The organism is Paenibacillus sp. UMB4589-SE434 (genome assembly GCF_030226685.1).
Taxonomy (GTDB): Bacteria; Bacillota; Bacilli; order Paenibacillales; family Paenibacillaceae; genus Paenibacillus_B.
In genome coordinates this window covers 169,330-184,406 of sequence record NZ_JASOYK010000008.1, presented here as the reverse complement: position 1 = coordinate 184,406, position 15,077 = coordinate 169,330, and the positions used below count along the sequence as shown (strand labels likewise).

The 15,077-nt window shown below is 47.2% G+C and carries 11 protein-coding genes and 1 other RNA gene; 9 read left to right on the top strand and 3 right to left on the bottom strand.

What is annotated here, in order from left to right; all coding sequences use genetic code 11:
- Positions 1 to 67: 67 nt before the first annotated feature.
- Positions 68 to 1,348: a 2-oxoglutarate dehydrogenase complex dihydrolipoyllysine-residue succinyltransferase gene (odhB, locus tag QP775_RS22190; protein WP_239329738.1), complete on the bottom strand. Its 1,281-nt coding sequence runs from the start codon at positions 1,346 to 1,348 to the stop codon at positions 68 to 70.
- A gap of 34 nt (positions 1,349 to 1,382) precedes the next feature.
- Positions 1,383 to 4,244, bottom strand: a complete 2,862-nt coding sequence (locus QP775_RS22185) for a 2-oxoglutarate dehydrogenase E1 component (protein WP_285109004.1) — start codon at positions 4,242 to 4,244, stop codon at positions 1,383 to 1,385.
- Positions 4,245 to 4,787: 543 nt separating this feature from the next.
- Here QP775_RS22185 and QP775_RS22180 point away from each other — a divergent pair.
- From QP775_RS22180 to QP775_RS22140, 9 genes are all read left to right on the top strand, one after another.
- Positions 4,788 to 5,159: a PadR family transcriptional regulator gene (locus tag QP775_RS22180; RefSeq protein WP_285109003.1), complete on the top strand. Its 372-nt coding sequence runs from the start codon at positions 4,788 to 4,790 to the stop codon at positions 5,157 to 5,159.
- 93 nt (positions 5,160 to 5,252) lie between these two features.
- Positions 5,253 to 5,897 (top strand): DUF1700 domain-containing protein, encoded by a 645-nt coding sequence (locus QP775_RS22175; RefSeq protein ID WP_239329733.1) that lies wholly within the window; start codon positions 5,253 to 5,255, stop codon positions 5,895 to 5,897.
- The gene (locus QP775_RS22170; protein WP_239329732.1) at positions 5,898 to 6,755 is read left to right on the top strand and encodes a DUF4097 family beta strand repeat-containing protein; all 858 of its coding nucleotides are present in this window, start codon (positions 5,898 to 5,900) and stop codon (positions 6,753 to 6,755) included.
- Between the two features lie 74 nt (positions 6,756 to 6,829).
- Positions 6,830 to 7,654 (top strand): pyridoxine/pyridoxal/pyridoxamine kinase, encoded by an 825-nt coding sequence (pdxK, locus tag QP775_RS22165; RefSeq protein ID WP_285109002.1) that lies wholly within the window; start codon positions 6,830 to 6,832, stop codon positions 7,652 to 7,654.
- 237 nt (positions 7,655 to 7,891) lie between these two features.
- A complete protein-coding gene (secG, locus tag QP775_RS22160; RefSeq protein ID WP_239329730.1) occupies positions 7,892 to 8,128 on the top strand; it encodes a preprotein translocase subunit SecG in 237 nt (78 codons plus the stop codon).
- A 254-nt stretch (positions 8,129 to 8,382) separates the two neighbouring features.
- The gene (rnr, locus tag QP775_RS22155) at positions 8,383 to 11,598 is read left to right on the top strand and encodes a ribonuclease R (RefSeq protein WP_285109001.1); all 3,216 of its coding nucleotides are present in this window, start codon (positions 8,383 to 8,385) and stop codon (positions 11,596 to 11,598) included.
- A 625-nt stretch (positions 11,599 to 12,223) separates the two neighbouring features.
- On the top strand, positions 12,224 to 12,697 hold the full coding sequence (smpB, locus tag QP775_RS22150) for an SsrA-binding protein SmpB (protein WP_028547116.1): 474 nt from the start codon (positions 12,224 to 12,226) through the stop codon (positions 12,695 to 12,697).
- Between the two features lie 372 nt (positions 12,698 to 13,069).
- Positions 13,070 to 13,434, top strand: a transfer-messenger RNA (tmRNA) gene (gene ssrA, locus QP775_RS22145).
- Between the two features lie 217 nt (positions 13,435 to 13,651).
- Positions 13,652 to 14,215: a tyrosine-type recombinase/integrase gene (locus tag QP775_RS22140; protein WP_239329728.1), complete on the top strand. Its 564-nt coding sequence runs from the start codon at positions 13,652 to 13,654 to the stop codon at positions 14,213 to 14,215.
- Positions 14,216 to 14,275: 60 nt separating this feature from the next.
- On the opposite strand, the gene QP775_RS22135 is transcribed toward QP775_RS22140, so the two are convergent.
- Positions 14,276 to 14,959 carry a universal stress protein gene (locus QP775_RS22135; protein WP_239329727.1) on the bottom strand — a complete coding sequence of 228 codons (684 nt, stop codon included), beginning with the start codon at positions 14,957 to 14,959 and terminating at the stop codon, positions 14,276 to 14,278.
- Positions 14,960 to 15,077: the final 118 nt, after the last annotated feature.

The following is a 15,077-nucleotide window of genomic DNA, read 5'->3' as shown; positions in this document are numbered from 1 at the left end:
ACAGCCATTTATGTGCACATAGAGAATGCTCTAAGATCAAGGTTAAGTAATTCTCCTATTATGCTGCCTAGCCTTCCAGCAGCAATGATTCAGGATCTTCAAGCAATTCTTTAACTTTGACTAGGAAGCTGACCGCTTCCGCACCATCTACGATGCGGTGATCGTAAGAGAGTGCAATGTACATCATCGGACGGTTCTCCATACGCTCTTGATCAATAGCAACTGGACGCAATTGGATTTTGTGCATACCCAGAATACCAACTTGAGGAGCGTTTAGGATTGGTGTCGACAGCAGGGAGCCGAATACGCCTCCGTTGGTGATGGTGAACGTGCCGCCTTGCAGATCAGAGATCGCTAGCGTGTTGGCGCGTGCTTTGCCGGCCAGATCGATAATCTGCTTCTCGATATCAGCGAAGCCTAGGCGATCTGCATCACGAACGACAGGGACAACCAAGCCTTCCTTCGCGGATACAGCAATGCCGATATCATAATATTTCTTCACGAGCAGTTCGTCGCCAGCAATCTCGGCATTAAGGAGCGGATATGCCTTTAACGCACCAATTACCGCTTTGGTGAAGAAGGACATAAAGCCTAAGTTCACATCATGTTTTTCTTTGAACTTATCTTTGCGGCGCTTGCGCACATCCATAATTGCTGTCATATCGACTTCGTTAAATGTTGTCAGCATCGCAGCGGACTGCTGCGCTTCTACGAGCCGCTTGGCAATTGTTTGGCGGCGACGCGACATTTTGCGAACTTCGACCGGTTTGCCCGCTTGTGCAGCCGCTTCCGATGCGGAGCTAGCTGCTTGTGGAACTGCAGCCGGACGAGGTGCTGCCACTGCACTTGCAGGTACGCTGTTCAAGCGAGCTTGTGCCTGAACATCCTCCTGCTTGATCCGTCCGAGCGGATCGCGTGTTTGCACTTCTCGCAAGTCAATGCCCTGTTCACGAGCGAGCTTGCGTGCATGCGGAGTCGCGTAAGTGTCACTATTGTCAGCAGCAGGTACCACCGGTGTCGGTACTGCAGCAGGGACAGCAGCACTTGGTGCAGAGGCTTCGGTTGGTTGTGGAGCCACAGCTGCAGCCGCCTCAACTGGTGCGCTTGCACTACCTCCAGCACGGATAACCCCAATGACTTCACCAACTTGAACATTTTCGCCGTCTGGACGAAGAATTTGCTCTAGAACGCCGTCTTCCTCTGCGCTAATCTCCAAATTGACCTTATCGGTTTCAAGTTCGGCAAGTACATCGCCTTGTTTCACGGCCTCACCTTGCTTCACGTGCCATTTATGCAAAGTTCCTTCTGTTATGGACTCGCCTAGTTCAGGTACTTTAATTTCTGCCACGATGGCTACCCCCTTGAGTTCAATGCGCGTATGATTAAGCTTGCTGCAGCTTTAATGCTTTATGGACGATCTGACGTTGTTCGTGGCTGTGCACATCCGCGTAGCCGCTAGCAGGGCTAGAACGCTCGCCTCGTCCGATATAATCAAGTGATGCTGCTTTAGGCAGCAGTGCACGCAGTCTAGATTCCATAAACGTCCAAGCGCCCATGTTTTGAGGCTCCTCTTGTACCCACATCACTTCTTTTAAAGACTTGAGACGGCCAATAACTTCCGTGATTTCTTCTTCTGGGAACGGATAGAGCTGCTCTACACGAATGATATGAAGCCAGCTCCAGTCTTGGTCTGGGTAATTCTCCAATTCAGCTTCAAGATCGAGCGCCACTTTACCTGAGCATAGGAGCAGACGCTGCACCTTAGCAGGCTTGCTGCCGAGCAGCGGTTCTTCCAGAATCGGACGGAAGGTTCCTTCCGTCAAAGCGGCAACAGGTGTCGCGCTGCGAGCGTTACGCAGCAGGCTCTTCGGTGACATGACAACAAGCGGACGTGCTTGCAGGGTTCCACCGATCGCAGCTTGGCGACGAAGCAGGTGGAAGTACTGCGCTGCACTCGTCAAGTTGGCAACCATCCAGTTGCCATTAGCGGACAACTGCAAGTAACGTTCCAGTCTTGCGCTGGAGTGTTCTGGTCCCTGACCCTCATAGCCGTGCGGGAGCAGCATGACCAGATTGGAATACTGGTGCCACTTCGCTTGGCCAGCGGCAATGAATTGATCGAATATGACCTGCGCTACGTTGGCAAAGTCCCCATATTGAGCTTCCCAGATCACAAGTGTCTCAGGTGCAAAGACGTTATAACCATATTCAAAGCCGAGTACTGCCGCTTCAGTCAGCGGGCTGTTGTGTATAGCAAATGAAGCTTTTGTCTGCGGAATGGAGTGCAGCGGGCAATACTTGCTGCCATTCGTTGGATCGTGCAGCATCAGGTGGCGCTGCGCGAATGTTCCGCGTTCCACATCTTGGCCGCTCAGGCGAATTGGCTGGCCTTCTGCAAGGATGGAAGCGAAGGCGAGTGTTTCCGCCAAAGCCCAGTCTACCTTGTCTTCTTCCACAAAGGCTGCCGCGCGGCGCTTCAAGATACGGTCAAGCTTTGGATAAGGCGTAAATGACTCGGGATGCTGAATCAAAGCCTCATTTAGCTCACGTAATTGCTCTACGGCTATGCCCGTATCTGTCGGAATTGGAGCATTTGCACGTGGAAGCTTATCGCTCTGATTGCGATATTCTGTTGCTGTCCGTTCCCGCATCTTCTCATATGCTTGCTGAAATGTAGCTTCAACGTCGTCCTTCATCTGTTGAACGTCTGCTTCTGTTAGAACGCCCGATTGCTTCAGCTTCTCCGCATATATTTGATGAGCGATCAGGTGCTTGTTGACTTTCTCATATACAAGCGGCTGCGTTGAGCTTGGGTCATCCATCTCATTATGACCATGACGGCGATAGCCGATCAGGTCTATCAAGAAGTCTTTCTTAAACGTATCACGATATTCAAATGCCATTCTCACGGCTGCAATACAAGCTTCAGGATCATCTGCGTTCACATGCAGAATCGGAATTTCATATCCTTTGGCTAGGTCGCTTGCATATAGGGTGGAACGTGAATCCGAGCTTTCCGTCGTAAAGCCAATCCGGTTGTTGACAATAAAATGGATGGTGCCTCCATTCTGGAATCCACGCAACTTATCAAAGTTCAGTGTCTCGGCAACGATACCTTCGCCAGGGAATGCTGCATCGCCGTGCATAAGGACAGCTAATGCTCGATCGGTATCTTGAACCGGATATCCTTGGCTGCTGCGTTCTTCCTGTGCAGCACGGGCAAAGCCTTCAACTACCGAGTTTACATATTCGAGATGGCTCGGGTTATTCGCAAGTGTTATGGTAGTTCGCAATTGATCTTGCTCGAAATCGTGATCTGCACCGAGATGATACTTAACGTCGCCCGTCCAGCCGAAGTTAATGCCTGTGGAACCCTCAGATGGGTACAAGTCTTTGTTCGGTGAATGGTGGAATTCCGAGAAGATGGCGCCGTAAGGCTTGCCAAGCACGTGAGCCAGTACGTTCAAGCGTCCGCGGTGCGCCATTCCCATCAAGATGTGCTTTCCGCCGTCTTTAGCGAAGGACAGTACAATCTCGTCAAGCATTGGCACAAGCGCATCGTTTCCTTCAATGGAAAAGCGCTTCTGGCCAACGAAGGTCTTGTGCATATACTTTTCAAACAGATCGACTTGAATCATACGTTTGAGCAGCTTCTTCTTCTCATCAATTGTCAGCTCAATCGAATCGGTTTCCGCTTGTGCACGCAGCCAGCGTTTCTCATTAACGTCATGAACATGGCCAAAATCGTAAGCAATTGTACGCGTGTAGCACTTCTTTAACTGCTCGATGGCGTCCCATGCGGTACGGACGTTTGCCGGAGGCTCATTCCAGACCAATGATGCCGGGAGCGACTGCAGCTGTTCGCGTGTCAGACCGTAGGACTCGGGCTCGAAACGCTGCAGCAACGGCATTGAATCAGCACCAAGTGGATCAATGTCTGCAGCCAAATGGCCAAAATGACGAATATGATCAGCAAGCTTTGAGACGGCTACTGCTTGCTGAAGCTGGGCCTCCCCGATAGGAGACGTGCTGCTATTTACAGCTGCAGTCGATGCAGCTGAATGAGCTGGCTCACTATACGAATCCATTGGAGGCGGACCATACTGTTCAAACAGCTCCCGATATTGTGCGTCTACCGCCTCAGGATTGATTACATACTCTTCGTATTGTTCTTGCACGTATCCAAGGTTCGGGCCATAATACTGCTCCCAAGCCCACCCCCGGTTAGACGTTCCAACCGACATGGATCATGACCTCCTCATGTTATCTATCCTGTTGTTAGGGATAAAATTGTAGTTCCCTATATGTTCATCCATCCAATTATTGTGCTTTCATGTGTTTGTTAGTGAATACTGGAAACGGCTCTATTATACTAAACATTTGAACGAATTTATCAAAAAGTTCGATTTATTTAAGATAGCTTTTTCAGATGATAACCATATCAAAAGGAGATAGGTGTAGAAAGAGACTAGCGCAATATGAGAAGGAATAAGATTATATGGAGTAAAGTGTTCAATTACACTGCGGTAATATGATGTCAGGAACAATAACAAATGACGAGACTGAAGTCGCAAATACACTGGACCTGAGGCTAGTTTTGTGGAAAACCACTTGTTGGAAAAGTGAAGTCCCGATATAATCAATATTAGCTACTGTACAATATACAATACTGAATGATAAATACAACATTCGATTACTTTTTTTGGACGCATATCTTGTTACAACGACAGCTTAACAGGTGCGAAATGTCATTGTCATTGTGCTGAAAGTAAAGGAGGGGAAGCTAATTGAAGGAGATCATTCAATTTAAGAAAGGCGTGCTTGGTCTGTGTGTAATGGTACTAATTAACCAACGAGATCGTTACGGCTTTGAACTAGCCCAACAAATATCCAAACATGTGGAAGTAGCAGAAGGGGCGCTGTATCCGGTTCTGCGGCGGATGGTCGCAGATGGCCATTGTACGACCTATCTGCAAGAATCTACGGAAGGCCCGCCACGTAAATATTATACATTGACTCCTGAGGGCAAGGCCTATATGAATGAGCTTGTGACGGAGTGGCAGAGCTTTGTCAGTGGAGTGACAACTTTGTTAGAGAAATCGGGCAGCGAGAATGAACAAGAACAAGAACGAAGTGAAGAATCCAGTGGAATAGGATAAGGATTTAGATTATGGAAGTACACGAGAATATCGAGCACATATCTGTTCTGAACGTAATGATGTTCAATTTAATAGATTTAGGGGTGAAGTCAGGTGCATAAAGAATACTTTATGTTAAAGCTCAAGCTTGGACTGATATCCATGCCGGAGAAGGATAGAAATGAAATATTGGATGAATACGATGCACACTTTGAATTTGGCAAACAACAAGGCAGAACAGATGAGGAGATTGCCAAGGAACTAGGTGACCCCGAGGAATTGGCCGTTGAGCTTATGGGAGAATCAGATATAAAGCCGTTCAACCAGCAAGCACACAATCAGGCACCACCGTTTTATGGGGATTCTAATTATGGCCCGCCGCATGCTGCGCCTCCGATGCATGAAATGCCTCCTTACTACCCACAGAAAGAACGATCAGGCGTGGTTTCACGTCGAGTGTTTGGCGTAATCGGAGCATTTTTTGTGAGTATTATTGTTATTCCGTTGTTAATCAGCGGTTGGGGTGTATGTATTGGATTGATCGGAGCTTCGTTAGGGTTTTTGCTAGCGCCGTTTGCCTATATATTAAAGCTTAGCTTTGGTGCTACTTTCTTTGGAGCGGAATTAAGCATGTATATAGTTGGATTTGGTATCGGTATTCTATTAGCTCAGGCAATAGCCGCGATATGCCGCTTATATGGAAAGCTGAATCTCGCTTATTTACATTGGATCGCAAACGTGGGAAGGGAGAGAAGATAAGTGAAGAGAGTACTGCTTAATATTTTTGCAATAGGCTGCATCGTGGTTGGCATGGGCGGCATGTTATTTTTCGGCATGGATAAGATATTTAAGTCTCAGCTACCAAGCTATCAGCACAGTATAGAGATCGGAGCTGACCTTAAGCGAATAGAGATTATGGCGAACGAGGGAGCAGTTGACGTCACTTGGAAGCTGGACGGTCAGAACAAGATTGAGTTATCAGGTCAAGCTCCTGAAGAGACGATCAAGAAGATCACTCATACGTCGGTACAGAATCAGACACTTGAACTTAATTATAAGCATAATGATGACTTGCAATGGATACGATTGATGAATCTGGGGACGTATGATCGCAAGCATAGTATTGTGATACATGCTTCTAAGGAGTTTATATTGGAACAAATGAACGGCAAAGTATCGGCTGGAACGTTTACCATGCAGGGCGGGAAAATTAATGACCTTACGGTGAAAAGCGAACTGGGAAGTGTGATTGTTAAAGAAGTGCAGGGTCAACAAGCTACATTAAGCTCAGATGCAGGAAAAGTAGTTGCAGATAACGTAGATGCCAAGCTGGATGCCAGCTCTGCATTTGGGACTATCGATCTGATTGATACGACGCAGCCGGTTACGGTAAAGGCCGATGCGGGCAGCATTTTTATGGAGCAGAAACTGCCACATTCCGCTAAAGTGAGCAGCAATTTCGGAAGTATCGAGATTATAGTTTCACCACAGTATGAAGGTTCTTATATTGCAAGCTCTAATTTTGGCAGCGTGGAAGTCCCCCTTTCGAAAGGGAAAAGCGATCAAGTGATTCAGGTGCGTGCAGATGCGGGAAGCATCAACATTGTAGAAAAATAATTGGTTACTGCAGGAATTGGCATTATAATCGGTTATAATGGGAAGATATGATGCAATAAAGGGGTATCGATCAAATGAAACCGATTAATAAAGTACTCACACTTGCAGGCTCGGATTCCAGCGGCGGCGCAGGTATTCAAGCCGATCTGAAGACTTTTCAGGAGCGCGGCGTATACGGGATGACTGCGCTTACGACCATTGTTGCGATGGATCCAGACGATCAGTGGGCACATCGCGTGTTCCCGATCGCGTTGTCTACTGTGGAAGAGCAATTAAAGACGATCTTGTCTGTTGGCATTCAAGGGATGAAGACGGGGATGCTGGGTTCGATTGACATTATTGAACTGGCAGCACGTACAATTGAGAAGCATAAGATAACAAACGTTGTCGTAGATCCGGTGATGATCTGTAAAGGCGCCGATGAAGCTTTGCACCCAGAGACAAATGAGGCGCTTCGTGACGTGCTTGTGCCAAAGGCAACGGTAGTGACACCGAATCTGTTTGAGGCAGCGCAATTGGCTGGTACTGCTCCGATTCATACGTTAGAGGATATGAAGCAGGCAGCTGTTCGCATTCATGAACAAGGCGCTAAGTATGTGCTTGTGAAAGGCGGTTCCAAGATCGGCCTCCCGACTTCAATTGACGTACTGTACGACGGTCGTGTATTTGAGATTCTGGAAGCGGACCTTATTGATACAACGTATACACATGGGGCAGGCTGCACGTATTCCGCAGCGATTGCGGCAGAACTGGCTAAGGGCTATGATGTGGTAGCAAGCATCCGCACAGCTAAGCGCTTTATTACAGAGGCGATTCGTTATTCGTTCCCTCTGAATCAATACGTAGGCCCATTGCGCCACAATGGACTTCGTCTCGTGGAATCAGGTTCCGAAGAGTAAGCTTCAATCTGAGGATAAAATATAGGGTTACTGCACATAGGTGAAGTTTCATGTTGTGGCTTGGATAAGGACTTGAACAAGCACAGCAATAGGCTGTGGATCATCTAAATTGTGTTCGTTTGCTATCATGTTCAATACTTGTGTGACAGGCGTTCCTATGTTACAATAATAATGCTGTTTTTAAGCTTATAGCTTTTCGTGAACGTTCTTATGAGGCAACCATTAGGAGGTGGAATCGTGGTAATTTTCTTCAAAATATTGCTCATTATTTTTTCGGTCGGCTTGATTAGCGTGGTACTTCTGCAAAAGGGTAAAAGTGCTGGTCTTTCAGGCGCCATCTCCGGCGGTGCGGAACATTTATTTGGAAAGCAAAAAGCACGCGGTATGGATTTGGTATTACAACGATTAACAGTTGGATTGGCATCTGGATTCTTTATCGTAGCTTTGATCGTGGCTTATTTCGTTAAAGCATAGTTGCGAATAGAATAATTATGGATAACAAGAAGCGGGAACCACAGGTTTCCGTTTTTTTTGTGTTTTTAAGATGTGGAATAGCGGATGTTTTTATTTACAGCAATGTGGGGAATTAGACTAAGGGGAATGTGGTATGAGCCCTTTTACGGTAAGCTGTTCATTCGCACGGATGTCAGCAAATAATTTCGTGTATACTAAGATATATATTGGTATACTGTGCAGGTGGGTGAAGAGGCAGGGTGCGAGGTGAAGGAATGATAACAGAACAGCAGATACTGGACTTTATGCGAGAAACGGCTTACAAGCCGATGACTTATCGGGAATTAGAGCAGCATTTTGACATATCGGATGCGGCGGCGTTTAAGGAACTGCTGAAAACATTAACAGGGCTTGAAGAGTCCGGTCATATTATTAGAAACCGTTCAGACCGCTACGGGGTACCTGAACGGATGAATTTATTGCGCGGCAGGCTGCAGGCGCATGCGAAGGGATTTGCCTTCCTAATCCCGGATGAGGAAGGGCATCCTGATGTGTACATTCACGCGAATGATTTGAAGACGGGGATGCATGGGGATATCGTGTTGGTGCGAGTTACAAGCAAGGCAGCCGACAGTAACCGCATGGAGGGCGAAGTGATTCGTGTCGTCAAGCGGGCCATTGAGCAGGTTGTTGGCGTATTTCAAAATCTAGACTCTTATGGATTCGTTATTCCTGATGATCGTCGAATTAATCGGGACGTGTTTATTCCGAAGGATAAATTTCTAGGTGCGGTTACGGGGCAGAAAGTTGTTGTTCGAATCGTCAATTATCCGGAAGGACGTGCAGCGGCAGAAGGGGAAGTAACCGAGATTCTCGGGCATAAGGATGACCCAGGCGTTGATATATTGTCCATTATCCGCAAGCACCAACTCCCGGAAGCGTTTCCCGGTGAAGTGATGGAGGCAGCGGAGTCGGTGCCGGATGCCATTAGTGAAGAAGAAATTATTAGCCAGGGCAGACGCGACCTGCGGGGATTAACAATCGTAACGATTGATGGCGAGGATGCAAAAGATTTAGATGATGCCGTAAACGTTGAGAAGCTTCCTAACGGTAACTACAAGCTAGGGGTTCATATCGCAGATGTCGGCTATTATGTACCGGATGGTTCAGTACTGGATCGAGAGGCTTATGCTCGCGGATGCAGTGTTTATTTGGTTGACAGAGTTATCCCAATGCTGCCGCATCGTCTATCTAATGGGATATGTTCCTTAAATCCGCGAGTGGACCGGTTGACGCTGTCTTGTGAGATGGAATTTGATGAAAAGGCCAAGCTGGTAAAGCACGATATTTTCCCAAGTGTGATTCGTACGGTAGAGCGGATGACATATACCAATGTCCGCAAGATCGTGGAGGACGAAGACCCGGATGTTCGCGCGCAGTACGCTTATTTGGTCGACAACTTTATGTTGATGAAAGAGCTTGCCATAAAGCTGCGTGATAAGCGGATGCACCGCGGTGCAATTGACTTTGACTTCGAAGAATCGAAAGTTATTGTAGATGAAGAGGGCAAAGCTGTTGATATCGTGAAGCGTGAACGTTCAATTGCAGAGAAGATGATTGAGGAATTCATGCTGGCCGCCAATGAAACGGTGGCAGAGCACTTCCATTGGCTGCGCGTACCTTTCATTTATCGTATTCATGAAGAGCCGGACAGCGAGAAGTTGTTTAGCTTTATGACCTTTACTGCCAATTTTGGTTATGTTGTAAAGGGCAAAGGGAATTCGGTTCATCCGCGGGCTCTGCAATCTCTATTGGAAGAGATTGAGGGAACACGGGAGCAGACTGTCATTAGCACGATGATGCTGCGTTCGATGCGACAAGCGAAATATGATGCAGAGAGCACAGGCCATTTCGGATTGGCTGCGGAGTACTATACGCACTTCACATCGCCGATCCGCCGTTACCCTGACTTAGTCATTCACCGAGTCATGCGTGAGGTAATCGACAACGGTGGTGCACTGCCTGAGAAGCGGCATGAGCAGCTGCAGGCACGTATGGCAGATATAGCCAAGCAATCATCGGAGCGTGAACGTGTCGCGGTAGACGCCGAACGTGATGTGGAGCAGATGAAGAAAGCAGAATACATGCTGGATAAAGTCGGAGAAGAATTTGACGGCATTATTAGCAGTGTGACCAGCTTTGGAATGTTTATTGAGCTTGAGAATACGGTAGAGGGTCTAATCCGGTTGAGCGAAATGTCGGATGACTACTATCATTTCCATGAGCAGCATATGATGCTCCTTGGCGAGCGTACGTCCAATATGTTCAGGATTGGCGACGCTGTTCGGATTCGTGTGGCACGTGTAAGCATGGATGACCATACGATTGACTTTGAGCTTGCTGACAGTTCGCCGCGCAATCGGGGCGCAGGACGCGAATTCGGCTTTGAGCGCCGTAAGCGTGGCCGGAGTGAGTCCCGTGACGGTGGTCGAGATGGACGCAATCAAAGCGGCGCAGGTCGTGGACGTGATGGCCACAACAGCGGCGGCCAGTCCGGTCGTGTAGGTCGAGGTGGCGGAAATGGCGGGCCGGGCGGACGACCAGCCCGAGGCGGCAGTGCAGCTGGCCAAGGGGGCCGCGGTGCTCGTGACGGCCAAGGCAGTGCAGGCGGTCGCGGACGTGATAGCCGCGGTCAAGGCAGCGGAGGCCAGTTTGGCCAAGGTAACCGTGGGACCGGCAATGGTGGGCCAGGCGGACGTTCAGGCCGAGGCGGGCAAAGCGATGCTGGATTCCGTCGCGACCACAGCGGACAAGGGCGACAAGCCGAAGGTATACGCGCTGATCGCAGAGGTCGAGATGGCCGTGAGCTTCAGGGTGAGGACGCAAGCCTACCGTCCCAGTTTCCTGCAGATGCATATCCAGAGCGACACCAGGACAATGCAGGCGAGGAATGGTTGAATAGATCCGGTCACCGTGAACGTCAGGGCAGCGGCCGTACAGGCGGCAGACACCGGGATCATCAAGGATCCGTTAATCCTTATGAGAAGCGTTCCGGAGGCCATAAACCTGCTAAGGGCAAGAACGGCATTCAATTTGGCCAAGGTGGAGGTCAACGGGATGAATCATCCCGTTCAGCTTCCCCATCTGATGATGCCAATTGGGTGGATAACTTGATCGACAACGCGGAGCGAGAAGCTAAACGTGCGCAGGGCGCTTTTGATTTTGGTTCCGGTCGCGGAGGTTATGGCCGAAGAGGCGGACCAGGCGGCTTTGGCGGTGCGTCAGATAACAGTCGAGGCGGCGATTATCGCTCAGGTCGTGGTAAGATGACGGGCGGCAAGAAGGGACGCAAGACCACTTCGGAGAGCGGCATCTTTATCGGCGAGCCGAACGCGCAAGCGCGTAAGCAGGCTAAATCCGCAGATAAAGCGGCGCGGAAGAAGGGCAAGTCCAACAGCGGAACGGCTAAATTTGTACGTAAAAATCGCTAAATGCAAGAGACTGTTTCATGAATAAGTGAGTGCCAAAGCTTACTTAGGGGTGTCTTACATTGGTGGATTTACTATAATTCAATTGTTTGTGAGCCTTCAGAGCCGCGTTTTACAGCGGCTTTGGAGGCTCTTTTGCATACGAGAAGACACTGTCTACTTGATTAGCCCAATAGCAAGAAGAACTTTGTCGTGCGTTATACTTTTTTATGAATTAGATGTGATGAAGAGATGAGATACTGGGAAATGTATATTCTTTAAAAAAGGACGAGAGATGGAAAGATGAATCAAGTCACATCACGATCAGTACGAATTGAAATGAAGGTGATGGCAGACAGTATGACATCTTTATAGGCTTGCTGCCTAGTCACTGTTGAAAATGGAAGGTGTACGCGATGTGCATATTGTGGCCTAGATAAGCTGGTTGTTTAAATAACTATGTCCAACTGCGGGAATAGCTTGAGTGAGTAGTGCTTTATTTGGTACAATATAAGTCTAGTCGTTGTTCTGAGGTGTGTAATGTTTAGATGCACTATATGATTCATTTTCATCATATGAAAGAACAATGGTTAGAACGAATTACTTTTTTTAAAAGTATGGATAGGTCGTAACGTTGGAGGGTACAATCATGGGTAAGAAAAGTGAAAATAAAGTGCTGGCCCAGAATAAAAAAGCGTCCCATGATTATTTTATCGAGGACACATATGAAGCGGGTATGGTGCTGACAGGTACGGAGATCAAGTCTTTGCGTCTGGGTAAAGCCAACATTGGAGACTCATTTGCGACGATCCGTAAAGGTGAAGTGTTCATTCACAACATGCATATCAGTCCGTTTGAGCAGGGGAATCGATTTAATCCGACGGACCCGACACGTGCACGCAAGCTGCTGCTTCACAAATCGCAGATTAGCAAGCTGATAGGTCAGACCAAGCAAGAGGGGTACACGCTTGTACCGCTTAAGATATATGTTCGCAATGGCTTTGCTAAGCTGTTGATCGGACTTGGTCGAGGTAAGAAAAATTACGACAAGCGCGAGACGGCTGCGAAACGTGACGCGGATCGCCAGATTCAGCGAGCGCTGCGGGAGAAGCAGAAGTATTAATGTTAGTTCATGGAGCATAAGGCGAGCCAAGTGCGAGCAGTGCAGCTAATAGCTAATACACGGTCTAAGTCATACTTTTAGGGACAGAGAGGCCTCGTGGCATGCTAGAGCATGATGTGGCAGCACTCTCAAATGGTTCCAAGGAAAAGGAATGTAGCGCTGGCAACAAGTTGGCTAACACCATTACCGGATCTGTGTTATAATAAGTTTGTCGGTAACGATAACAAGCTTTACTGTTGAACGCTGCTGACATTCATGATATACACTTTGACAATTGCATAGTGTGGAAGGAAATACACTATCGTGTCTTACTTTTCTCTTTAATTCAAGACCCAACTCCCCAGATGGGCGAGATGTGTCGCTTATCATTATGGGGGCGTTCTTGGATTCGACGGGGATAGTTCGGGCGCGGGTAGCGGGTAGTGGGGCTGCGTCCACTTCAACAACGCGAACGCCTATTTAAACGGCAAACAACAAACAAACTACGCTTTAGCAGCTTAATAACCTGTTAGCGTGCTTCTACTCTCCATCGCCCATGTGGCGGGATAGGGGCTCAACTTTAGTGGGATACGCTGTCACATCTCCGCCTGGGGTGTGCTGAAGAAGACAATCAGGCTGACCCAAAGCATAGCCGGTTACGGGGCGCTGCTCGGGTGACATCAAAACTGTAGCTACACCCGTAGAAGCCTGTGTTGCGTTATCTTCGGACAGGGGTTCGACTCCCCTCGCCTCCACCATGTAAAACCACATCCGCATGAGGATGTGGTTTTTGCTGTTTTCTCTTAATAAAAACGTAGAGAACTCTAGATTATTACATATAGATTTTTGAAAAACAAATAATATCTTATGTGGTGTTTTTATTTTATGACAGACTAACTGTCAGATTTTTTATTTGTTATGTTACTTAATAACTGTTAATATTAAATTAAGTAACATTATTCGGAGGGATTTTCTGTGGAATTTGTTAATCCGATTCGGGACGTCAAAACTATACAAGCGATGAAAGAGGAGTTGAGAAAACACTCTGTAAGGGATCTACTGCTTTTTGTATTAGGAATTAACACCGGGATTAGTCTTCTGGATTTGCTCAATCTAACTGTACAGGACGTTTGGGATGGCGAGCATGCTAAACAGTTTCTTTATATTAAGGATGAAAAGACAGGAGAAGAAAAGGATTATTACTTAAACAACAAGGTCGGGGAGATACTAAGCGAGTATTTATCGAACGCCGATTGGAAATTTGAGGATTACTTGTTTAAATCCAAGAAGGATAGTCGCCCGATTACCCGTCAGCAGGCGTACCGAATTATTAACCACTCAGCAAGGGAGGTAGGAATATCTGAGAAAATCGGGACGCATACGCTTAGAAAGACTTTTGGTTACCATGCGTACTATAGGGGAGTTTCCATCTCCATCTTAAAGTCGATCCTGCATCATCATTCCACCGCAGAAACGTTAAAGTATCTGGGAATCGACAGGACTGAGAAGCGTACAATTAAAGTGGATGTTAATTTATAAATGACCTGTGTTTTGAAAAAAATCTCCGCATGTTCCATGCGGAGAAGGTTAGTTAAACTTTTATTTAACAGAGTCGTCCAGACCCAATGCTGTATTAATATCTACGTTTGTTAGTTCATTGACAATCCCGTCAGTTACGAGGACATGTAAAGTTGAAGCATCTTTCATAAAACGGAAAATTCCGTTATCGAAATCGGTATCCACTTCTTTAAAGAAAATGCCTTCATATACTGTTTCTTTTCCGTGACTGAAGCTTAGCTGGTATCGTTCCCCATCTTTGATCAAATAAGCACGAATTCCCTTTTGATAATTGCCTTCTTCATCCCGAATGTAACGGGCAACGGAAACGATATGCAGGTCGACAAAGGGGATCTCGCGGACCAAAGAATTAATGATAGATCCCTTCGTAATTTGTTCCCAGCGGCTGTGCGCTGTCTGACCAAGAATGATCTGTGTAATGTTGTTATCTCTGGCTACTTCTGCAATGACCTTGTAGACAGGACGGCTTTCATTATCCTTCATGATAAATTGGGCCGTAGCGTGAGCGTGGGCATATTCTTTCCATTGTTCGATATAGAGTAATTTTTCGGCATCCAATTCGTCGAATGGCTTCGGATCAATGGTCAATATATACAGTGGAGCTTTCATTATATTAGCGATTGCACAGCCACGTTTGATTAGTCTTTCGCTATTGGGACCATAATAAACGCAAACAAGAATGCTCTCATTATATACGCTAATCATTTTCAGTATTTCACCTCAATGCTAGTATTAGGACTCGATAAACTATGTAAGACTATAGTTGATGTTGCGACAAGAGTCAACATGTAGATACGGAAGCAGAAGTCATGAATAAGGAGGA